Consider the following 21,987-nt stretch of genomic DNA (forward strand, 5'->3'; position numbering starts at 1 on the left):
TCTTAAATAAATACATACTAAATACATCACATTGATACAGTAACTTTATATAAAATAGTGATTAGTTTTCTTAGCTATTCCATAATCATCTATTATAATGTTGGATAATTTAATTAATTTCCCAATTAGAACGATAAATATTACAGAGTAGGTACTAATGGTACAACCGACTATCGCACAATTAGAAACAGAAATATCAAAGCAAATCATAAAATTATATAATGATAGATTAGGAAAATCTCCTAGCCAAATCATTTGTCATTTTTTTGATACTGAAATCGTAATTTCTATAGAAAACTCTGTTACTCAAGCTGAACAAACTTTACTCAAAGGAGGTTATGATACTTTAGCTGAACAAGTACGATTATATTTAGAAAAAATAATTAAACCAGATTTAAAAAATTTGATTGAGGAAATTATTGGTCAACCTGTCCTTTACCTGATGACAAACACAAATTTAACAACAGGTCGTAGTGGGATTGTTGTAATTCTCAAAGAATTAGCTGAACTTCGTAATCCCGAACCTATTTCCAAGATAAATATTAGGAATTTAGCTGACTGATGTGGCGACTGATTACCACTTCTAATTGATTAAAATCATAGGGTTTAGTAATGCAATCATCAAATGCTGTGAGCATTGTGAAGCGCTCGTCTTGTACTGTTGTTATCGGTGTGACTGCAATGATTGGAATGATAGCAGTTTTTGAGTCATCTTTGAGATCGTCAATGACTCGGTTCGCACTCAAATTAGATAGCTTCATATCTAGCAGAATTAAATCTGGTTGATGAGTTTGTGCCAACATCACAGCCCTCACTCCTTGTTTGGTACAAATACATGAAAAATTTAATATTCCTAGATGAGAATTAAGTAGCTCTAAATCATGTAAACTCTGTTCTACAACCAAAATTAAAGGCTGTTTATTCATAAGCAGTTAGTTCTGTCTAAAAAAAGCTATTCATCAAAACTCCACCCATCAGGAAAACCTGAAAGTCTTTGTTTATAGCAAGTGTTTAATTGAATGTACAAACGACCAACTAAAGCATAAAAATCAATAACTTAATATATAGTTCATTCGGTTGTCCATCAGCGTTAATTAGGAAATAACCTCGTAAAGCAGTCATAACATCAAGCACATATTAGCATAGTTGATGTATGTAATTGCCAGGATTGACCATAAGAGCTGATTCGTAAAGAAAATCTGAAGGGTACTTAACTCATTGCTAGGTCTAAGTTTCAGCGAATAAGTGCTGTATTGACTTAAATTACTGAAACCCTGATTAGACAAGTGTTTTACTTGAGTTGACAAATTAGCTCTAAAGATCGGTATTTTAACCTTGTTTTGTCACTTTTGGAAAACAATAATCGAAGCAAGATTTTGAAACTTTGATTGAGTCAACCTTTGAGCCTCTATTTTTTAATAGTAACTATTTGTAGCCAAAACCGGAAAATTCAAGCTCTGAAAGTCTTTCAGCGATTGGGTTCTCCCAAAGTGACAAAACAGGGTTATGGTACGTAAGGGATACTTAAGGTACTTAAAGTTGCAGATTTGCCAGCCTTAGCCAAAAGTGCCAAAATTGTGTAGGCATCGACTTTGTTACATTACCATAAATTAATTAAGTATATTTAACCATCAAGTAACTGACGTGCATAAGCGATCGCCTCTGTTGGAGTTGAAACTTTCCCCTCAGCTTGTGCTACGCCAATTTCAGTGAGCAGTTGACCGATAATTGGCGAAGCTGGAATATCTAATGTTGTAATCAACTCCTTCCCGCTGACTAGGGGAGTGGGATGAGCGATCGCATCATCAGGGTTGAGGTAGCGATCAATCAAAGGTGCTAAAATTTGGTAGCCCATTGCTTTAGTTTCCACTGCTGTGTGTAGTGGTTTGTCACTAGATACTGCCTCTAGCAAATTATTAATTGCTACAGCTAGCACTGCGGTAGTCGGGAACACAATATCTGCGTTATGAAACAAAAAGTATTGTTCTCGCAACGACATATTAACTACTTGAAATTGCGGTAACAGTTTCAAAGCAGTAGTTACACCTCGGATTTCGGCACGACTATAAGTTAGTTCCTGTAGCTCTATTTCTGCTAATACTGGATCTGGGTTGACGAGACAAGCAAGTTTGGCAATACCTAGCCAAGTAGTTTTAATACTATCGCGAACATATTCTTGCAGTTGTACGCCTAGTTGTTGCCAATTTTCTGTGAGTAAGGCGGCAGCTGTGTCAACTGCTGCTAGTTTGAGCAAGCTTTCACGGGTGGCATTTTTGAAGAAAGGGGCAAGTAAACCATCTTCCCAAGCCATCGTAATCCAAGGAGTACCTTGAGAATTTGCCAGTAGATAGCCAATTTCTACCCTAACTCTTTCGGCTGCAACTTTGCTAAGATGTGATGCCAAAGAACGAATTGCGGCTTGGGTAGCTGGCTCAATAGTAAAACCTAGTTGAGCGGCTTGGCGATAACCCCGCATTAACCGCAAAGGGTCATCTTTTAGGTTCGCAGGTGATACCATTCGCAAAATGCTCTGTTGTAAATCTATATAACCTTGCAGAGGATCGATAATTTCTTGCGTATGAGGATTATAAGCGATCGCATTTACTGTAAAATCCCGTCTGTGCAAATCAACTTCTAAACTATTTCCTTCCTGTTGGGCAAAGTCAGCTGTAGCGTGGGGAAAAACCACACGCGCAATTTGTCGTTCGGCATCGAGTAACACAAAACCAGCTTTGTAATGATGAGCGATCGCTCTGGCTACCTTTACCGCCTGAGATGGTATAACAAAATCTAGATCCAGATATTCACGAGTTCTGCCCAGGATCGCATCTCGGACAGCACCACCTACCATGTAAGCGGGTTGTGGCAAGAATTCCAAGCTAAAAGGCCAATTTTCGGGAGCGAGGGTAGAAGGAACAGATTCGTGCATTGTAATAAAAATCAACCCAGCAACTCATGAATAACAGTTGGGCTTAAGTTAGATTAACAATAAAGGCCCCTGGAGTTGGTTCTATTATGTGTATTTGCGTGAACTGCCACTATGTAGACAGCTGTGTTACCTATCATGCCGTAGAAGGGCAGCACCAACAGCCTCACTTGACTGAAACACCAAATTTTGAGCCGAATGAACCTTCTATCAATGTCAACATTCGGACTAAAGATGATGTGATTGAAATGGAATGGGATGTTGTTGGTTGTCTGAGCTTTAAACGAGAAACAGGTAAGTGGTCGAAATTGCGTCCTGGTGAATTAGTGCCGACTTGATAGAAAATGATTGGTGTATCTTACAGCTATTTTCAGGTAAACAGACTACGCGTTAGGGGCACAGCATTGCTGTGCCTTTAATACAGATGTGGTTCAAATACATGATTTCTGCTGTAATGAGATTTTGTCCATTAGCGATCGCGAATTCATGATACAGAAACGAGATGCCAGGAAAGCGTAGGCGTAGCCCGCCGCAGGCATCGTAGAAGATAAAGAAGCTAGCCAAGAGAAACCAGCATGACCAACGCACAGCGACTAGACCATGTAGAAGATGACCTCGAAACTGTTAAGCGATTGCTAATATCTACTGCTAGCTACGCAGAATCAGCAAACAGGCGGCTTGATGAGTTGACCATAAAACAAGACCGTACCCAATCTCACCTTGATGAGTTAACCATAAAACAAGACCGTACTCAATCTCACCTTGATGAATTGACCATAAAACAAGACCGTACCCAATCTCACCTTGATGAGTTGACCATAAAACAAGACCGTACCCAATCTCACCTTGATGAGTTGACCATAAAACAAGACCGTACTCAATCTCACCTCGATCAACTAGAGGTACGTATTGATCGGGTAGGGGGAAAGGTTGACCAACTTTCTGATAAAATTGATAGCTTTATCACTCACACGCAACGCCTATTTACAAGGGCAGGCAGTGAAATAGAGGAAACAAAGGCACGAACTGAGCGATTAGAAGCACTCATGCTAAAGCTTGACCGAAGCTTTGAAGAACAAAAATCTCAGTTTCAGGAGTTTCAACTCACCACGGGTGCTACCTTGGAGCGAATTGACCGAGTTTTGGACTATCTACTGAGACAGCAAGGCGGTAATCTAAATCCCCCATCCTAGCCGCGATCGCTTTTAGAAAGTCAACAGCATTGGCTCTCACAAACTTTGTAACAAGACTGTTTGGCTGATTATTACTCAGTAGTTTTTCAATTAAGAACCGCTATGTTATATGCTTAAATAAATCACGTTAACTCTATAAAAATAGATATTTTAAGTAACTTTGACAACGGAACTAGAAGACCTTGCAATAAATAAATACGCTTTAGCACTACACACCACCACTCCCGAATTGGGTTTGGCAATTAGTAATTTTGCAGGTGAAACTCGCTCTCAAATTTGGAATCTGGGGCGCGATTTATCTAGCTTAGTGCATCAATATTTAATTGAATTTATCAAACCGCAAACTTGGGCGGATTTGTCCTTTATCGCAGTTGCCAAAGGCCCCGGCGGCTTTACGGGAACTCGCATTGGCGTTGTCACCGCTCGGACTTTAGGGCAACAGTTAGATATTCCTGTATTTGCGATTTCAACTTTGGCTGCGGTAGCTTGGTCAGAAGTAGGTAAAAGTCAAAATATAAAAACTTTTGCTGTGGAAATGCCAGCACAACGAGGTCAAATTTTTGCTGCTATTTATCAATTTCAGCCAGATACTTCTAAACTAAACGTGTGTTTGTCAGATAGAGTGTTGACACCAGAAGCTTGGCAGGAAACTTTAGCGAAGTGGAACACTAATTATCAGCTGATTCAAGCCCAATCTGGGTTAGCAGCGACGGTGACAAGTATTTTGGAACTAGCTAATCTCGATTGGCAAGAAGGCAAGTGTCCTCATTGGTCCGAGGCTTTGCCATATTATGGGCAACATCCTGTAGAACTTTAACTGATATTATCGCAGTGCATAAGTCCAAAATCAAAACAGCCACAGCCAAACCGGGAGAGTAACCAGTAATACTATAGCCCCAGCAGCTAATGCTGTAACTGCCAGATCGCGATCGAGATTGAATGTCTCAGCAATTACCAGTGTGGCAAAAGCTGGAGGCATAGCCATTTGTAGCACGATTATCTTTGCGATCGGCCCAGTTAATCCAAATAGGGGTAAGATGCTACCCAATATCAAAGGAACTAGCAGCATTTTGATTCCTAAGCTCATCCCTACTTGTGGTAGGCTACGCCAAGATTTGAGCAACGCTAGGCGCATTCCAATTAATACCAGGGATAAAGCTACACTACTCCAAGCAAATTTTTCTAACCAGAATTCTGCAACTGTGGGAATTGTCACCTGCCGAAACAGCAAGCCAAATCCGAAACCCCACAGCGCAGGATTAATTAAAATCGCCCTAGTAATCTGCCAATGATTCTGGACACTGCCACCAAAACTAGCTGCTAGCAACACACCCAGAGCATAAGTTCCTGGGAATGAACCTAACAAATCGTAAAATAACGCCCAAGCAAAGTATTCCTTGCCTACCATTGCCAAGGTAATGGGAAAACCAAGATAACCAGTATTACCCAACATTGCGGCTAATATCAAGCTAGCCTGAGTTGATGGTTGGGAAACAGTCTTTCTAAAATAGGCTTGTCCTTTAATGGCTAACCAAGCAAAAAATGCTCCTAGTAAAATAGCTAGGTAAGCGATCGCAGGTGCAATCCAAATTTGCCCCGACAAGCTAGATTGACGCAAAAACGATACTATGCTTATGGGTACTCCCACCCAAAAAAGAAACAGTCCTAAACGTGTAGGAACTGTTACAGGTAGTTTGCGTCCCAGGATAAAACCTACTAGGACTAATCCTCCCAGCTTGACGTATAGTTCTAAAAGGTTTGTCAAGGTTGCGCCTAAGAACCACAGATGTAAAATGCTACCTGTTACGTCTACTTTTGTCCAGTGCAAAATCTGTTATGGCTATTCCACAAAAACAGGAGTTTACCCTTGAATAAGGCAGGGTTTTCTGGAAAACCGCAAAACTCATCGAATGACTTTGGTGATGATATTCCAGTGGCTGTACGCGATACCCCTGTTGCAGCACCGAAAATTTGGTTGCAACCCCGAATTATTTTGATTGGGGGAGTAACAGGATTTGTCTTGCTATCTTTAATTAGCGGTTTGTGGTTTTTCGTGACTGCACCCAAAAAAACCGCTGATTCTCAACCTTTACCAGCTACTTCTGCTCCGGCGACGACCCCAGCATCTAATAATTCCAGCGATACTGTGTTAGGGCATTTTCCATACCCAGAAGCCCCTGAGTCAGAACTAGTAACCATCTCCGCAAATAGGGGCATTAGAATGCGAAAAACTGCTGCCCAAAAATTTGAGGAGATGGTAGCAGCAGCCCGGAGTTCAGGTGTAATTTTAGTGCCGATTTCTGGCTTTCGCTCAGTCAAAGACCAAGAGCAGTTGTTTTTTGCTGTCGGCGCCCAGCGAAATCAAACGCCAGCAGAACGAGCCGCCCTCAGCGCTCCTCCTGGTCATAGCGAACATCACACGGGTTATGCAGTGGATGTTGGAGACGGATCGGTACCAGCAACTAATCTTCAAACAAACTTTGACAATACCAAGGCTTATCGGTGGCTACAAGCAAATGCACCGCGTTTTGGCTTTGAAATGTCATTTCCCAAAGATAATGCTCAAGGTGTAAGTTATGAGCCTTGGCACTGGCGTTTTGTAGGCGATCGCAATAGTTTAGAAATGTTTTACAAAGCCAGAAACTTGAAACCCGCTAAGATATCACAATAGAAGCCAAAATAATTCGTAATACTCGCCAAAGGCGAGAAGCAAGCTACGTAATTCGTAATTCGTAATTATTACCTCTGCTTCTCATAATGGAGGCTGAAGTACTACTTCCTTAAGGGCTGGATAGTAGTATTCAGCGATTTTTTTAGCGATCGCATCTGGGCGGGAAATTTTATCGAGATTGCAAAGTAACATTACAGTAATTTTGTCATCAATAAAGCGGGTAATGTTACTTGCGAATCCTAGTATCGAACCATTATGACCAACTACTCGGCGATCGCCATAATTAAATACCCACCAACCTAAACCTGCAACATATCTCAATTTTTCCCAATCATCACCCTGATTGGGAAAGTGAGGAGTCCACATCAAATTCAGGGTTGATTGCTTTAGTAGAGTTTCACCACAAAGCGCCTGTTCCCACTTCACCATATCTTCCACACTGGAATGTTGACCTCCAGCAGAATAGGTAACTGAGGGACTGTAATAAGGTTTGTTAACAAGCTTGCTGTTTAGTAACCGATAACCAGCAGCCCGGTGCGGCACTATGTCACTGGGATTATTCATCACGGTTGCATTCATTCCCAAAGGAGCAAAAATACGCTCTTGTAACAAATCTCCATAAGATTGTCCAGTTACTTTTTCTAGGAGCAAACCCAGTAGATAGTAGCCTGTGTTGTCGTAGGCGCTAAACTCACCCGGTTGGAACTTGAGGGGTAAGTGAGTAACTAGAGCCAAAATTTCAGACTTAGATAAATCAAGATGAGTAATTTCCCAATAGTTTGGAGCATCGGTATAGCTAGGAATTCCAGACTGATGAGACAGAATATGCCCGATTGTGACATTTTGCCACGTTATGGGTAGACAATCGAGATATTCTGCGTAGTTTACCGCCGCAGGCATCGCATCATCTAGCGAAATTACCCCTTGTTCCACCAGCATCATTACGGCTGTAGCGGTGAAAGTTTTACCGACAGACGCAATTTCATAAACTGTGTGTTCAGTAGCTGGAACAGAGTGTTCAGTATTCGCCAGTCCATAGCCCTTAACTAAAACAGGTTCACCTTCCTGCACCACTGCAACAGAAAGCCCCGGAATTTGATTTTGAGTCATTACAGCTCGAATATAGTCGTCAATCATAATTGACCTGATTTTTGTTTGGCGATCTGGAGATGAGGAGTAGGGGAGCAGGGGAGCGAGGGAGCAGGGGAGCAGGGGAGCAGGGGAGCAGGGGGGAAGTTGCAGTAAGTCTTTCCCCTCTTCCCCTCTTCCCCATGCCCTACGTTTAATTTCGTCTGCTATTTCCTGGATTTTCAGGCTGAGGTTTCTGATACTTACCTGGATACTTGCGCTGAAAGTATTCCTCCATAATTTGTAAAATCATGGGCGCAGCAATGCTACCACCACCACCACCGGAATGTTCGGCAAATGCCACGATCGCAACTTCTGGCTGTTCAGCAGGTGCATACGCTCCAAACCAAGCGTGATTTTGCTTAACACGGCCTTTCCACGCTTCAGCAGTGCCACTCTTACCAGCCACTGCGGGAACTGTTGGCTGCTTCAAAGCTTTACCCGTACCTTCAGCTACTACTTTCCGTAGTCCCTGACGGAGAACACTTATAGTTGTCGGCTTCATATTTAAAGATGCTCGCCAGCTTTTTGCTTCTTCATTGTCTTTAAGCAAATGTGGCTGGACTCGATAGCCACCATTAGCGGGCACGGCAAACATGATGGCGACTTGTAAAGGTGTCGTTTGTAAAGCACCTTGACCAATTGACATATTAATGCTGTCGCCTACAGTCCAAGGTATCTTCCAAGTTTTCTGCTTCCATGCCTCGTCTGGCACTAAACCCTTTGCTTCTTCGTTGGCAAACTCAAAACCAGTTTTTTTACCAAATCCATACTTGCGAGTCCACTCAATTAAAGTTGGGCCGCCGACTCCGCGCCCAATTTGATAAAAGAAAGTATCACTACTCCACTGTAATGCTCCGACAAAACCCAATGGCCCGAACCCGGCGTGATTCCATTCGCCAAATCGGGTGCCGCCAAAACTCAAAGAACCGTAAGTTTGCAGGACTGTGCTAGGAGAAAATTTACCTGATTCTAGACCGGCTGTGGTGGTAACAATTTTGAAGGTGCTAGCGGGTGGAAAGGCGCTGAGGGCGCGATTCACCAAGGGATGATCGGCACCTTGGACAAATTCCCAATCTTTTTGGGTGAGTTTCTGCTTCGAGAAAATATTTGGGTCAAAGGTGGGATGAGATACCATTGCTAAAACAGCACCGTTCTTTGGATCGAGAGCCACGATCGCACCGTCGCGATCGCCTAGAGCTTTTTCTGCTGTCTTTTGCATATTTAAATCTATGGTCAAGTGCAAATCGTTACCAGCTTTCGCCTGTTTCTCTCCCAAAACCCGAAGCGGGCGACCTGCACCATCCACTTCTACCTGCTGACCGCCCCATTCGCCCCGCAGAGTTTTCTCATAAGCTTTTTCAACTCCCATTTGACCAATTACATCACCTAATCTGTAGCCTTCTTGCTTCTTTTCTTTTAACTGATCGCCGGTCAGTTCTCGCGTATAACCTAATACATGGGCTAATTCCTTGGCGTGGGGGTAGTAACGAACGGCTTCTGTATGAATTTCTACGTCTTTAAGTTCAGTTTGATACTCTTTCAATGCTGTGATTTGCGCTTCATTCAAGTCACGAGCAATTCGGATCAGTGAAGAAGAGTTAGCACCTGCCTCTTCTAGTTTCTTTTCCATCTCCTCTTGGGGAACGTCGAGAATTTGAGATAGACGCGCTCCCACTAATGACCACGCTGGTTTGGTATGTGCCATCGGCCACAAATATACAGAGCGAGGATAGCGAGTACTGGCTAAAAGTTTGCCGTTGCGGTCAAAGATATTGCCTCGTTCTGGTTGTTTGGGGATCATCCGAATTCGATTTGACTCGGCTCGTTTTCGGTGGCTTGCTCCTTCAGTAATTTGCAAATATGCCAAGCGAATGCTGATTCCTGTCAGCATCAATAGAGTAAATATAATTAAAAATATCGGCTGGAAACTTTGGCCAACAGTACGTGTATTTTTTTGTCCGCCAAGTGGAGATGGTTTAAGGTAAGTCATAAGGAAAAGAGGATTGCAAAATTAAGATTATCTGTAAATAACTCTGCTAAATTTTTAACAGGTATTTAAGGGCAAACTAATTGGCAGTAATTAATTGTTTTCAATTGATACCATAAGCTCATCTCATCTATTGCATCGTCCAAAGGCTTTTTGAATTTTAAACTTTGCACACTACTGGTCTGTCCCATTAATTTTGATGAGTTTGTAGTAAGCACTTCAGTGCTTAAATATCCAGGACTAAAGTCCTTACTACGAACTTTTTCACCCATCAAAACTAATGGGATAGACTAGAAACTCTTACGCTGTATACCTGTTTGACGTTTGAATGCGTGACTTTTGACTTTTGCCTTGCGGTACTAATCTCCAGTGCTATGTCCTGAACTTTGAGTTTTAGCTTCTGATGGGTCAGGCTGAGGTTTTTGATACTTACCTGGATATTTGTGCTGAAAATAAGCTTCTAGTACTTGTAAAACCATCGGCCCGCAAATAGTACCGCCATGTTCGCCAGTATTTTCCCCAAAGGCCACAACCACAATTTCTGGCTTATTACTGGGCGCATAAGCACCAAACCATGTATGATTTGGGCGACCAACACCAGCTTCAGCTGTGCCACTCTTCCCGGACGCTGGGGCAATTGTCGGCACGTCTAAGCGCTTACCAGTGCCTTCACTCACTACCCTTCGCAGTCCATCGCGGAGAACTTTGATAGTTGTTGGCTTCATATTTAAGGATTCTCGCCAACTTTTTGCTTCTTCGTTATCTTTAAGCAAATGCGGTTGAACTCGATATCCACCGTTAGCAGGGACAGAAAACATAATCGCCGATTGCAGTGGTGTCACTTGCAAAGCACCTTGACCAATTGACATATTAATGGTATCGCCAACAGTCCAAGGCGTTTTCAAAACTTTCTGCTTCCATATTTCATCTGGAACCAAGCCTACTGATTCTTCATCACGAAATTCAATACCAGTTCTTTGACCAAACCCGTATTTGCGACTCCATTTGATTAGAGTTGGGCCGCCAACTTTTCTGCCAACTTGATAGAAGAAAGTATCACTACTCATAGCGATCGCTCTGGGAAATCCCAATGGCCCAAATCCGGCGTGATTCCACTCACCAAATGTCACCCCACCCACGGTAAGAGAACCAAAGGTTTGTAGTATTGTATCAGGAGAAAATTCACCTGATTCGAGTCCAGCTGTTGTAGTAACAATTTTGAAAGTACTGGCGGGTGGAAAGGCACTCAGGGCACGATTAACCAAAGGATGATCCTTACCTTGCAAGCTTTCCCAATCTTTTTGAGAAAGTTTTTGTTTGGAAAAGATATTCGGGTCAAAGGTGGGATAAGATACCAGCGCGAAAACAGCACCAGTATTCGGATCGAGTGCTGCGATCGCACCTCGGTGATTTCCCAAAGCTTTTTCGGCTGCCTTTTGCACATCCAAATCTATGGTCAGGTGCAAATCATTACCAGCTTTTGCCTGTTTCTCTCCGATAACTCGGATTGGTCTACCCGCACCATCCACTTCTACCTGCTGACCGCCCCATTCGCCCCGTAGAGCTTTCTCATAAGCCTTTTCCACACCCATCTGACCGATGACATCTCCCAGTCGATAGCCTAACTCCTTCTTGCCTTTTAACTGCTCGGCGGTCAACTCCCGTGTATAACCTAGTACGTGCGCTAATTCTTTGCCGTGGGGATAATAACGTACAGAATCTGTATTAATTTCCACTTCTGGGAGTTCATTTTTATACTCCTTTAATGCCGTAATTTCTGCTTCATTTAAATCGCGAGCAACCCGGATGAGTGAAGAAGAATTAGCACCAGCTTGTTCTAATTTCTTTTCCATCTCTTCTTGGGGAATGTTAAGAATTTGCGCTAGACGCGGGCCGACTACAGACCAGGAAGGCTTAGTATGTGCCATCGGCCACAAATATACAGAGCTAGGATAGCGAGTGCTAGCTAAAAGTTTGCCATTCCGGTCAAAAATATTGCCCCGTTCTGGTTGCTTGGGAATCATCCGAATTCGGTTTGCTTCAGCTCGTTCCCGGAGTTTTGGCCCATCAACTATTTGCAAGTAAGCCAAACGAGCCTCAATTCCACTGGTCATTAATAGGGTAAATACGATTAAAAATATTGATTGGACACCACGTCCAACTGTACGTGTATCTTTTTTGCTACCAAGTGATGGGAATGAAGACATAAGTATTAATTCAAAATTCAAAACTTGTACTGAGCGTCTTGCCCTGAGCGAAGTCGTTGGCACAGCCTCTCGTAGAGAAGGGAGCCGAAGTATTCAAAATTCAAAATGAATAAATGCAATTCCAGCCAGCCTTTTAGCAATTGCTAAGATGCAATTTTAAGACTTGTTAACTTAATTACAGATTATCTAAATAATAAGTTTTGTATATAATACTACCATATTCTTGTTTTTATTACTGAGTATGAAATAATCGGACGAGTATATTCTTGAACAATTGTTTTTGGCGGATACAATAAACCAAAGTGTCAAATATAGTCTGCCCAAAAGACTAGAGCAATTGACAAAATCACTTAAGATCGCGGCATTCTACTGAGGATTATGGCTCAAATCGTCATGCAAAATCAGAGGGGGATAACAAGTTTTCAGCCACTTGATGTTGAACTGCGTAACGTCTTCAAGTTTTTTAACCAAGAACCAGCAGTAAATGGGATTGACTTGGATGTTAGACAAGGAGAATTTTTTAGTATTTTAGGCCCCTCCGGTTGTGGTAAAACAACAACACTGCGCTTAATTGCTGGGTTTGAAATTGCTGACGCTGGTAAGGTGTTTATTCAGGGTCAGTCCATGACTAATGTGCCCCCTTACCGCCGACCCGTCAATACTGTATTTCAAAGTTACGCTTTATTTAACCACCTGAATGTCTGGAATAACATCGCCTTTGGACTGCGGCTAAAAAAAATACCCAAATCGAAAATTGAAGCTAGAGTCCAAGAAGCTTTAAAACTGGTGAAAATGGAAAGTTTGCGATCGCGCTTTCCCAATCAACTTTCTGGTGGTCAACAGCAGCGAGTAGCTTTAGCAAGGGCCCTAGTCAACCGTCCCACCGTGGTACTACTAGATGAACCTTTAGGGGCGTTAGATTTCAAACTACGTAAAGAAATGCAGGTTGAGTTATCAAATTTACACAAAGACTTGGGGTTAACCTTTGTGATGGTGACACACGACCAAGAAGAAGCATTGTCTTTGAGCGATCGCATTGCCGTAATGAATCAAGGCAAAATTGAACAAGTTGGCACTCCCAGCCAAATTTACGAACGTCCCTGTACATCCTTTGTTGCTGATTTTATTGGTGATACTAATTTATTCAGTGGTGAAATTGTCGCGGTAGACTCCTCTAGTATTAAAATTTCTACAAAAATGGGACTCTCAATTGTTATTAGCCGCGCTGAGGATACACCAACTGAATTATCACAAGCTGTAGTAGTGAGTGTGCGTCCAGAAAAAATACAGCTTTCGCTTTATCCACCTAATTTGCCAGTTAACTGCTTTGAAGGACGGCTGGTTAACGTTATGTATTTGGGCACACACGTTAATTATGTTATGGAATTAACAAATGGCATTAGCATTAATGTGTTGCAACCTAATACTTTGGGCACTTTACCAGACCGCGACACACTTATTTATGCTTGGTGGGCAGAAACTGATTGTTTAGCTATTAGTCAATAGTCAAACAATTTTGGATTTTAGATTTTAGATTTTAGATTGACCCCAGCAATCAAATCAAAGGCTTGTCAATTAGTTTGAGACTTAGTTGTGAGCGCTCAGTCGAAGGATTTTAGATTTATTCTATGTAGATTGCTACTAGGGGGGCGAGTATAAATTCGGGGGCAACTCTTTGACATACTCGCGTTCAGACCTTTTTTAATTTTGAATCTTTAATCAAAAATCCAAAATTTAAAATCTAAAATTCGGTGAGGAGGACAACCGCCCCATAAGGAATATAACCTTACAATTACAAAAAAACTTTAATGCTGAATTGGAATTGTAATTACAAACTCTGTTCCTGCTGCTGGTGATGAATGACATTCCAGTTTGCCACCATGTGTTTCTGTAATGATTTGATAACTGATAAACATTCCCATACCTGTTCCCTTACCTACAGGCTTGTTGGTGAAAAACGGATTAAAAACTTGTTGTTGAATCTGTTCTGACATACCTATTCCATTATCAGCGATCGCAATTTTTACCCAACTGGAATCTATCACTGATGTACGAATGGCAATCGTGGGAGTTAACAACCCAGATGTGAAATTGTCTATTCTTAATTGTGCATTCTCAATTGTCCATTCTTCTAAAGCATCAATGGCATTCGCCAATATATTCATAAACACCTGATTGAGTTGTCGGCCATAGCATTCCACTAAAGGTAATGTGCCGTAGTCTTTGATGACTTGAATGGCTGGAAGCTTTGTTGTTTCTTGGAAGCGATGTTGCAATACCATTAGAGTACTGTCAATGCTTTCGTGAATGTCTACTGCTTTAAACTCGGCTTCATCTATGCGTGAGAAGGTTCGTAACGACAGCACAATCTGACGGATGCGCTGAGTGCCAACTTTCATCGAACTCAATATTCTTGGTACATCTTTTTGGATGTACTCTAGGTCAATTTCCTCACACAAAGCCTGAAATTCCAACTTATTACCAGATTGCTGCTGATGGTGAATTATTCGCAACAGGTCTTGAGTATATTCCTCAATATAAGTGAGATTACCGTGAATAAAATTAACGGGGTTGTTGATTTCGTGAGCAACTCCAGCCACAAGTTGACCCAGACTAGACATTTTTTCTGCTTGAATCATTTGTGCTTGAGTTTGTCTGAGTTCTTGAAGAGTTTGGGCTAAATTTTCTGTTTGTTGTCGCAATTGGTCTTCCATCTGTTTGCGCTCACTGATATCCCTGGCGACACAAACAACGGTGTTTTCGGTCATGCTGGCAATATTCGCCTCAAACCAAACCTCTTGCTCGCCTATAGGCAAGCTATATTCTACCTTCACAGTTTTTTTAGTTAAGAGTGCTTGTTGAATAGAGTTGAGAAAATAGTTGGCACAAGCAGAGGGTAAAACCTCATATATTTTTCTGCCCAGCAGTTCCGCAGGAGGTTGATAGAGTAAGGGCGCACCACTAGGAGCGATTTTTAAGTATCTTCCTTCGGCATCCAAGACAAGAATCACATCCTGCATAGCGTTGAATAAGGCGAGTAATTCTGCTTGCGAGGTTTTGATTAATTCTTCAGCTTGTTTGCGACTGCTGATATCGCTAATAGCGCCATGAAGACCAATAATTTCATCGTCTGAGTCGAAAATTGGCGAAGCCACTGATCTCATCCAGCACCAATTTCCATCCTTTTTTTGGTGGCGAAATTCTATTGCGATTCGCTGCCCCTTGGTTTCCACCATTTCTTGAATTTTTCTCTGAGCTAGAGGGAAATCATCAGGATGAAGCAGGGGGGCAAAGGGTTGACCAAGTAGGTCTGAAGGTTCCCATCCTAAAACATTTTTATATTGTGGTGAGACATAAGTAAAAAGACCTTCCACTGACATGGAAAAAATCAGATCGCTGATATTTTCCACGAGTTGGCGATACTTAGCCTCGCTCTCAGCCAGAGCAGTTGCCGCCGCTTGGTGATGCCGTCCGCGAATTTTATTTGCTGATTCTACAAAGGTAGAATTATCTGCCAATTTCGACTGTAATTCTATCAGTTGTAAATCCTGTGGGACTTCATCAGTAACTAATTCCCAAATTTGATGTTGTTCGGCTAACAGCGTAGTTGAATAAAGGTCTTGCAATGCTTCTAGCTGTTGCAGCAATTGGGCATTTTGCTGACGTAAAAGCAATATCTCTTCATTGATTTTTTCAGTACACATATTCAACTCCGATTTAGTTTACTTAGTGCTATTAACAGATAGCTAGTAGTCTGCCAACCCAACAATGCTTAGTTTGTAGTGAGCGCTAAAGCGCTCAAATTAAGGACTAAAGTCCTAACTACGAACTTATTCACCCATCAAACTTCGCTTGGCAGACTACTAGGGGGGATCGAATTCTATGCAGCTTCAGAAAGAATTGCTCTTAGCTAAAGTTGGTCTACTCAGCACTATTTAGTACCGCACTGGAATTGCAATTACAAACTCTGTACCTTTTCCTGGGGAGGAGTTGCAGTGTATCGAACCCCCGTGTTTTTCCACAACAATTTGACGGGCGATCGCCAACCCCAAACCCGTACCTTTGTCAACAGATTTCGTCGTAAATAAATGGTCAAATATTTTTTGTTTGACTTCTTCATTCATCCCTTTAGCATTATCAGCAATAGTTATTTCTACCTGATGAGATTTCAATGAAGTTTTAATGATAATCTTGTGAGGATTTTCTTGAAGTTCTGCAAAATTTCGCCCAGCATTTGACTCATCTAAGGCATCAATGGCATTAGCGAGGATATTCATAAATACCTGGTTTAATTGTCCGGGAAAACATTCAAACTGAGGGAAATTACCGTATTCAGTTATTACTTGAATTGCTGGGCGTTGTTCGTTAGCTTTGAGGCGATGTTTGAGAATCAAAATCGTACTGTCAATACCTTCGTGGATGTTAAATGGCACTTTGTAATCTTTATCTGCGCGGGAAAAGGTACGAAGACTATGACTGATGGATTTGATGCGATCGCCACCATCTTTCATCGCTCTGATTAACTTGGGTAAATCGTTCCGTAAATATTCCAGATCAATTGTCTCTAATTCTTCTTCAATTTCAGTTCCAGGTTGGGGGAATTTATCGTTGTAGAGGTCAATCAACCCAAATAGGTCATTGATGGAATCTTGGACAGCATCAACGTTGCCAATAATGCAGCCGACAGGATTGTTGATTTCGTGGGCAACTCCGGCAACTAAGTTACCCAGCGCCGACATTTTTTCACTTTGGACAATTTGCAGTTGGGCGTGCTGCAAATCGTTCAAGGCATTTTCTAATGCAAGGGATCTCTGCTGTAAGGCAAGTTCTGCTAGTTTGCGTTCGCGAAGTGCAGCTTGCTGTTCGCTAATATCCAAAAACAATCCATCCCAAACCATAGACCCCCATCGGCAAATCTTTGGATTTGAGATTCCCCATGAATCCACTTGATAATTCCTGATGGGGTGATGATTCGCCCTAACCAGTGCCAGGAAGATTCGCTTTGAATGGCCTCAGTTTGGGACTGTAGAAAACTTGCGATGTCATCTGGATGCACCATATTGTTTAAAAACTGCCAATTGGACATAGCTTGCTCTGGGGTAATTTCCAGCAAGCTGTAACAATTTGCACTAATGTAGCTCAACGATATAACCCCATCGGCACTCATGGTATATTGAAAAACTACCCCAGGCACATTGTTTACCAAGTTATGGAAACGAGAGTTACTCGCACTCAATGAGTTCAGTGATTCCTCTAGTTGTTGAGCATATTGCTGCGATCGCTCATAAAGTTGGGCATTTTCCAAAGAAATTGCGGCTTGAGCGCAAATTAAATTGAGCAGTTCGACGCGTTCGCCCTTGGCGTTGGCGGAGCCATCGCTCGTGAACGCCCCCGTTGTTAAATTATTTTCTAGATATAAAATGCCCATCAACTTGCCTTGATGCAAAATTAGGTTGCACAAGATACTTTTCGGCTGCTGACGGATAATATAGGGGTCATTGGCTAAGGTGGTATCTGCGGTTGCATCCAATAAGACAACAGTCTGTTGACTGTGCTTGACTTTGTAAATGAGCTTGTGGGGAATGTCTTGACTTTCTTCAACCCGAAGGTTCTGCAATACCACTGGGTTTGTTCCCTGAATAATTGAGCCTTGAATTAGCAGGCGATTGTCTCGCAGCAGCATTAACACACATTTATCAGCCCCAGCATTTTCGATGATGGTGGAAAGTAACGATGAAAGTAGTTTTTCGAGTTCGATTTCACCAGAGATAGTCTGAGAGGCTTTGAGAATTGCTTTTAAATCTAGAGTATCTGAGACACTGCTGCTAGAACTGGAAGAACTGGTAGATGTCACAGTTCCCAAAGTGAAGATAGTTTCGTTAGTAGAAAGAACCGAACGGCTTTGCTTTAATATTGGCGCAAGTAATAAGGGATAGCATTTTTCTAAGGCGGCGACTTTGGCTTTTGCTCCCCAACGGGCATAACAATAATATGCTTGTTGCATATAACCTGCGGCGATTTTCTCTTTCCCCCAACCAAGGTAAAATTTGGCGGCTAATTCGTTAGCGAGGGCTTCTTCTTGGATATAGTGATTTTCTTTTGCACCTGCGATCGCGCGATCGTAATGTTCAATTGCTTCGGCTTTATTACCTAAAACCCGATACTTTTCGGCTTCAACTAAATACCATTTATGCTGATGATTCATGGGAGCATTCTGCGCCCACTGTTGCAAAATAGTTTGATGGGTTTTTGCCAAAGCGAGAAGTTCTGCTTGCTCCTGCTCTGGCTGTGTGGTGAAGAGTGCCAAATGCGTCAGAGCTGTATAGAAATGGAAAATGGGAATCAGCATCAAGCCTGATATTGCCATTAAATGCTGTTTGACTTGAGCGCTATGTTCTAGGGCAGCCGTGTAATTACCAAAACAGTAGGCAAGGAGAAGTTTGTAGAAGTAAGCAAGAGCGATCGCACAAAGATCGTTGTCCTGATGGTGCTTAGGAATCATCACCCTTTCATCGTAGGCATCACCAATTAAGCAATCCGACAGAATACGAGTTTCCCTCAAGTTTTGTATCGCCTGCTGTTTCATATCCAAATAAGTCTTGGCAGAATATTGCTTCACATCTGCCATAACGCCGCTGTAAGCTGCAATCTCAGGTTCCCAAGTGTCTAGTTCTACCCCACCAAAAAGGTTGGCATTAAAGTAAATGCCGATGTTATAGCCAGCGTTGAAAAAATCGCCAGTTTCTATACCAGTCGCATAGCCATCTTTACCCGTCAGCATCGTTGCCCTCAGAGCTTCCTGACGATGTTGGATAAAAGATCCAAATAGAAGTAGAACCTTGCTCTTGAATTCCCGCACATTAAATCGGTCAATCAAATTCAGTGCCAATCGCCCAAAGCTATAGCCTGTTTCCACTTCTCCCAAAAAACCACACAGTACCAGACCATGAATCACATACCCCACTGTTGATGCAGGCGAATTCCCAAAGGAGAGCGATAAACTCACCATCGTCGCGCTCAGTATGGGCACTAATTCTGGCATTCCCTGGATAATGGGTGCAAATAACATTCCTAACATTTGCATGGCTGCCTGAGTCTGAGGATCGCTCATTATCGGGAGATCGACTAATTCCTCAATCCTGCTACTGCTTAGTTGAGCCGCAAGAGTCTGTAGCACTTGGCTAATTTTGGCTTCGTCAGGTGCAGTCGGGAGTTCTACCCCCAATTGCCCCAAGGCATCTCTACCTACTACAATAGCTTTTAACATCTGGCTCTGGGCTGCCAGTGCCATTATTTGAATTTCGTAAATTTTAACTTTGTCTAAAATTGTTTGAGCTTCTTCTAACACCAGTGCAGCCATCTGTTCCATACTGTCAAGATCGGCATTCAAATAAGCGGCTTCCGTAGCAGCAACATGGAGATTCAGAGCCAATTGATACTGACTTTGCCAGCAGTTAGCTGTCAGTAACTCAATCCCTTTTTGCAGATAAACTCTTGCCGCAGTGTATGCTGTAGAATTTCTGGCTTTCTGTCCCGCTTTTAAGTTAAGTTGAGCTAAGGCTTCTCGTTCTTGCGGTTGAGTAATTAACTCACTTCCTAAATTCAAATGCCCGACCAGATCGAACAGTTTTTCCTCTTGCTCTAACTCGGAGAAATTTTGTTGAAGTAATTGTCCAATTTTTAGATGAGTTGCCGTTTTCTGTTCGTCGGGAATCAGGGAATAAGCAGCTTGTTGTACTCGATCGTGTAAAAATCTATACTTGGCTATTTGTTTAGTAGTATTTTCATTTGACACTACCAATCTTTCATTTTCTTCTCCCTGATAAAACTTATAAACATCGCCAATCGGCAAAATCAAGCCTGATTGTAATGCTTTCCATAAATCCGCCGACGTTTCAATTTCTGATTTTTCTGAAACAATTGCCAAAGTTGCTAAATCAAACTGATTGCCAATACAAGCTGCTAACTGCAATATCTGTTGAGTTGATGGCGGTAGTTTTCGCAATTGAAAACCCATAAAGACTACAACATCATCTGTAACTGCTTGCTGGTTCACTTGTGCAATGTCACATTGCCATCCCCCGGCTCGATCGGGGGGAGTTGGGGGGGTGAATTGAATCAGTCGATCTTGATGTAATGCTTTGAGAAACTGGGTAGCGAAAAACGGATTTCCTTGAGTTTTTTGAGAGATTAATTGAGAAAGAGGTAATGCCAAAGTTTCTGGACATTTCAGCGTGTCAGCAACTAATTGATTTACTTTGACTTGACTCAATGGCGCTAAAGTAATCGTATTAATCGTTGCTTGTTTTTTTTGAATCTCACTCAAGGTTAAGATTAATGGATGTGCTGGAGTAACTTCGTTATCGCGGTACGCACCAATTAACAAAAGATAACTTGTATCAGCCATTAAAAGCTCCATTAACTTCAGCGATGCCAAATCTGCCCATTGCAAATCATCTAAGAACATCACTAAGGGCTGTTCAGCACTGGTAAAGACTTGAGTAAATTTTTGAAATAATAAATTAAATCTATTTTCTGCCGCCGTTCCTGATAATTCTATAGCTGGTGGTTGTTCGCCAATAATTCTTGATAATTCGGGTATGACTTCAATAATTACCTGACCATTTTCTCCAACAGCATCTAATATTTTGTTTTTCCATTGCTGGATTTGTGCCTCACTTTCGGTTAATAATTGCCCCATTAAATCTTGGAAGGCTTGGACAAATGCACTGAAGGGAATATTCCTTTGAAATTGGTCATATTTCCCTTTGATAAAATAACCGCGTTGCCGCACAATGGGTTTATGAACTTCGTTGACAACTGCTGTTTTACCAATGCCGGAAAAACCTGCTACCAATATCATTTCTGTTGCACCAAGGCTGACTCTCTCAAAGGCTTGCAGTAGGGTTGATACTTCGGCTTCTCGTCCATAAATTTTATCAGGAATGATGAAGCGATCGCACACATCCCGTTGGGCAATAGGGAAGTTTTCTATTGTGCCCGTTTCCTTCAATTGAATCAAGCAGTTTTCTAAGTCATATTTTAGCCCTAATGCACTCTGATAGCGGTCTTCAGAATTTTTTGCCATCAACTTACTGACAATTGCAGAGAGCACAGATGGAATTGCTGAATTAATTTCATGTACTAAGGTTGCTGTTTTCGCAAGATGACAATGTACCAACTCCATCGCATCTTCTGATTGAAATGGTAATTTTCCAGTGAGTAATTGGTAAAAAGTCACACCGACTGAATAAAAATCAGTGCGGTAGTCAATCTGGCGATTCATCCGTCCAGTTTGTTCTGGTGAAATATAAGCCAGCGTTCCTTCTAGCACATTTGGATTGAGGAGGGTTTGAGTTTCTCTTGGTAGCAGAGAGGCAATACTAAAATCAATTAATTTGACTTGTTTGGTTTCGGGGTTAATTAGAATATTGGCGGGTTTGATATCTTTATGGATAATGCGATCGCGATAGAGTATATCTAAGGTGTTGCACAGTGCGATCGCAATCTGCAAAAATTCCTCCAAAAATGCGATATATCGCGTCTCTACAGAGGTGAAATAATCTTTTAAAGAAATCCCCCCAAAGTCTTCCATCACCAGCGCATAGCCATTTTGATAGGGTTCCAGGCTATATGTTTGGATAATCAGAGGTGAGTTAAGATTTTTGGCTATGGTGGATTGATTGCGAAACGACAAGAGTTCGCTGAAACTCGGATAAGGATTTTTCAATAATTTGATGACTACAGGTAATGAGTCAGTCTTTTTATACCCTCGATAAACTATGGTTCTCGAACCATTGTAGAGTTCTTCGCTAACCTGATATCCGGGAATATTGACTCTCATGTTAACCATACTGCTATATCTTTAAGAC

At 41.9% G+C, this 21,987-nt stretch carries 16 protein-coding genes and 1 pseudogene; 6 read left to right on the plus strand and 11 right to left on the minus strand.

What is annotated here, in order from left to right; genetic code table 11:
• Window positions 1-157: 157 nt before the first annotated feature.
• Window positions 158-562: a DUF2294 domain-containing protein gene (locus NSTCB13_RS35795; protein ID WP_448275739.1), complete on the plus strand. Its 405-nt coding sequence runs from the start codon at window positions 158-160 to the stop codon at window positions 560-562.
• Here the strand turns inward: NSTCB13_RS35795 and NSTCB13_RS35800 are convergent.
• Together NSTCB13_RS35800 and NSTCB13_RS35805 are read right to left on the minus strand one after the other, a co-directional pair.
• Window positions 543-926 carry a response regulator gene (locus NSTCB13_RS35800; protein ID WP_448275740.1) on the minus strand — a complete coding sequence of 128 codons (384 nt, stop codon included), beginning with the start codon at window positions 924-926 and terminating at the stop codon, window positions 543-545. The genes NSTCB13_RS35795 and NSTCB13_RS35800 overlap by 20 nt on opposite strands.
• A gap of 698 nt (window positions 927-1,624) precedes the next feature.
• Window positions 1,625-2,929, minus strand: a complete 1,305-nt coding sequence (locus NSTCB13_RS35805; RefSeq protein WP_448275742.1) for a CCA tRNA nucleotidyltransferase — start codon at window positions 2,927-2,929, stop codon at window positions 1,625-1,627.
• 86 nt (window positions 2,930-3,015) lie between these two features.
• Here NSTCB13_RS35805 and NSTCB13_RS35810 point away from each other — a divergent pair, with 86 nt between their 5' ends.
• The gene (locus NSTCB13_RS35810) at window positions 3,016-3,264 is read left to right on the plus strand and encodes a Ycf34 family protein (protein ID WP_448275743.1); all 249 of its coding nucleotides are present in this window, start codon (window positions 3,016-3,018) and stop codon (window positions 3,262-3,264) included.
• Window positions 3,265-3,316: 52 nt separating this feature from the next.
• Here the strand turns inward: NSTCB13_RS35810 and NSTCB13_RS35815 are convergent, their stop codons facing one another.
• Window positions 3,317-3,514: a hypothetical protein gene (locus NSTCB13_RS35815; RefSeq protein ID WP_448266643.1), complete on the minus strand. Its 198-nt coding sequence runs from the start codon at window positions 3,512-3,514 to the stop codon at window positions 3,317-3,319.
• On the opposite strand from NSTCB13_RS35815, the gene NSTCB13_RS35820 reads away from it, so the two are divergent.
• Window positions 3,502-4,119, plus strand: coding sequence for a 6-aminohexanoate hydrolase (locus NSTCB13_RS35820; RefSeq protein ID WP_448275745.1), 618 nt, complete (start codon window positions 3,502-3,504; stop codon window positions 4,117-4,119). The two genes, NSTCB13_RS35815 and NSTCB13_RS35820, sit on opposite strands and share 13 nt — an antisense overlap.
• 160 nt (window positions 4,120-4,279) lie before the next feature.
• A complete protein-coding gene (gene tsaB, locus NSTCB13_RS35825) occupies window positions 4,280-4,936 on the plus strand; it encodes a tRNA (adenosine(37)-N6)-threonylcarbamoyltransferase complex dimerization subunit type 1 TsaB (RefSeq protein ID WP_445626381.1) in 657 nt (218 codons plus the stop codon).
• Between the two features lie 30 nt (window positions 4,937-4,966).
• On the opposite strand, the gene NSTCB13_RS35830 is transcribed toward tsaB, so the two are convergent.
• On the minus strand, window positions 4,967-5,884 hold the full coding sequence (locus tag NSTCB13_RS35830) for an AEC family transporter (protein WP_448270173.1): 918 nt from the start codon (window positions 5,882-5,884) through the stop codon (window positions 4,967-4,969).
• Between the two features lie 102 nt (window positions 5,885-5,986).
• Here NSTCB13_RS35830 and NSTCB13_RS35835 point away from each other — a divergent pair, with 102 nt between their 5' ends.
• Entirely contained in the window at window positions 5,987-6,790 is an 804-nt protein-coding gene (locus tag NSTCB13_RS35835) for a M15 family metallopeptidase (RefSeq protein ID WP_448266641.1), read from the plus strand.
• An 81-nt stretch (window positions 6,791-6,871) separates the two neighbouring features.
• Here NSTCB13_RS35835 and NSTCB13_RS35840 read toward each other — a convergent pair whose 3' ends face one another.
• The 4 genes from NSTCB13_RS35840 to mrdA (NSTCB13_RS35855) form a co-directional block, all read right to left on the minus strand.
• Window positions 6,872-7,927: a serine hydrolase domain-containing protein gene (locus NSTCB13_RS35840; protein ID WP_448275747.1), complete on the minus strand. Its 1,056-nt coding sequence runs from the start codon at window positions 7,925-7,927 to the stop codon at window positions 6,872-6,874.
• A gap of 145 nt (window positions 7,928-8,072) precedes the next feature.
• Entirely contained in the window at window positions 8,073-9,911 is a 1,839-nt protein-coding gene (gene mrdA, locus NSTCB13_RS35845) for a penicillin-binding protein 2 (protein ID WP_445626386.1), read from the minus strand.
• A gap of 65 nt (window positions 9,912-9,976) precedes the next feature.
• Window positions 9,977-10,180, minus strand: a complete 204-nt coding sequence (locus NSTCB13_RS35850; RefSeq protein ID WP_448275749.1) for a hypothetical protein — start codon at window positions 10,178-10,180, stop codon at window positions 9,977-9,979.
• An 87-nt stretch (window positions 10,181-10,267) separates the two neighbouring features.
• Complete coding sequence (gene mrdA, locus NSTCB13_RS35855) at window positions 10,268-12,115, minus strand: penicillin-binding protein 2 (protein ID WP_445626387.1); 1,848 nt, start codon at window positions 12,113-12,115, stop codon at window positions 10,268-10,270.
• Between the two features lie 378 nt (window positions 12,116-12,493).
• Here mrdA (NSTCB13_RS35855) and NSTCB13_RS35860 point away from each other — a divergent pair, with 378 nt between their 5' ends.
• Complete coding sequence (locus tag NSTCB13_RS35860; RefSeq protein WP_448266638.1) at window positions 12,494-13,621, plus strand: ABC transporter ATP-binding protein; 1,128 nt, start codon at window positions 12,494-12,496, stop codon at window positions 13,619-13,621.
• 299 nt (window positions 13,622-13,920) lie between these two features.
• On the opposite strand, the gene NSTCB13_RS35865 is transcribed toward NSTCB13_RS35860, so the two are convergent.
• The 3 genes and pseudogenes from NSTCB13_RS35865 to NSTCB13_RS35875 all read right to left on the minus strand — a co-directional run bounded on the left by NSTCB13_RS35865 (window position 13,921) and on the right by NSTCB13_RS35875 (window position 21,968).
• Complete coding sequence (locus NSTCB13_RS35865; RefSeq protein ID WP_448275751.1) at window positions 13,921-15,819, minus strand: PAS domain-containing sensor histidine kinase; 1,899 nt, start codon at window positions 15,817-15,819, stop codon at window positions 13,921-13,923.
• 231 nt (window positions 15,820-16,050) lie between these two features.
• Window positions 16,051-16,965: pseudogene (locus NSTCB13_RS35870) on the minus strand (sensor histidine kinase); the annotation flags it as partial.
• Entirely contained in the window at window positions 16,947-21,968 is a 5,022-nt protein-coding gene (locus NSTCB13_RS35875) for an AAA family ATPase (RefSeq protein ID WP_448275753.1), read from the minus strand. The pseudogene NSTCB13_RS35870 and the gene NSTCB13_RS35875, both read right to left, overlap by 19 nt.
• Window positions 21,969-21,987: the final 19 nt, after the last annotated feature.

Source organism: Nostoc sp. DSM 114160 (genome assembly GCF_053470305.1).

Coding starts and splice junctions, on each gene's coding strand:
- NSTCB13_RS35795 (WP_448275739.1), top strand. CDS start 158: ATGGTACAACCGACTATCGCACAATTAGAAACAGAAATATCAAAGCAA.
- NSTCB13_RS35800 (WP_448275740.1), bottom strand. CDS start 926: ATGAATAAACAGCCTTTAATTTTGGTTGTAGAACAGAGTTTACATGAT.
- NSTCB13_RS35805 (WP_448275742.1), bottom strand. CDS start 2,929: ATGCACGAATCTGTTCCTTCTACCCTCGCTCCCGAAAATTGGCCTTTT.
- NSTCB13_RS35810 (WP_448275743.1), top strand. CDS start 3,016: ATGTGTATTTGCGTGAACTGCCACTATGTAGACAGCTGTGTTACCTAT.
- NSTCB13_RS35820 (WP_448275745.1), top strand. CDS start 3,502: ATGACCAACGCACAGCGACTAGACCATGTAGAAGATGACCTCGAAACT.
- NSTCB13_RS35840 (WP_448275747.1), bottom strand. CDS start 7,927: ATGATTGACGACTATATTCGAGCTGTAATGACTCAAAATCAAATTCCG.
- mrdA (WP_445626386.1), bottom strand. CDS start 9,911: ATGACTTACCTTAAACCATCTCCACTTGGCGGACAAAAAAATACACGT.
- NSTCB13_RS35850 (WP_448275749.1), bottom strand. CDS start 10,180: ATGGGTGAAAAAGTTCGTAGTAAGGACTTTAGTCCTGGATATTTAAGC.
- mrdA (WP_445626387.1), bottom strand. CDS start 12,115: ATGTCTTCATTCCCATCACTTGGTAGCAAAAAAGATACACGTACAGTT.
- NSTCB13_RS35860 (WP_448266638.1), top strand. CDS start 12,494: ATGGCTCAAATCGTCATGCAAAATCAGAGGGGGATAACAAGTTTTCAG.
- NSTCB13_RS35865 (WP_448275751.1), bottom strand. CDS start 15,819: ATGTGTACTGAAAAAATCAATGAAGAGATATTGCTTTTACGTCAGCAA.
- NSTCB13_RS35875 (WP_448275753.1), bottom strand. CDS start 21,968: ATGGTTAACATGAGAGTCAATATTCCCGGATATCAGGTTAGCGAAGAA.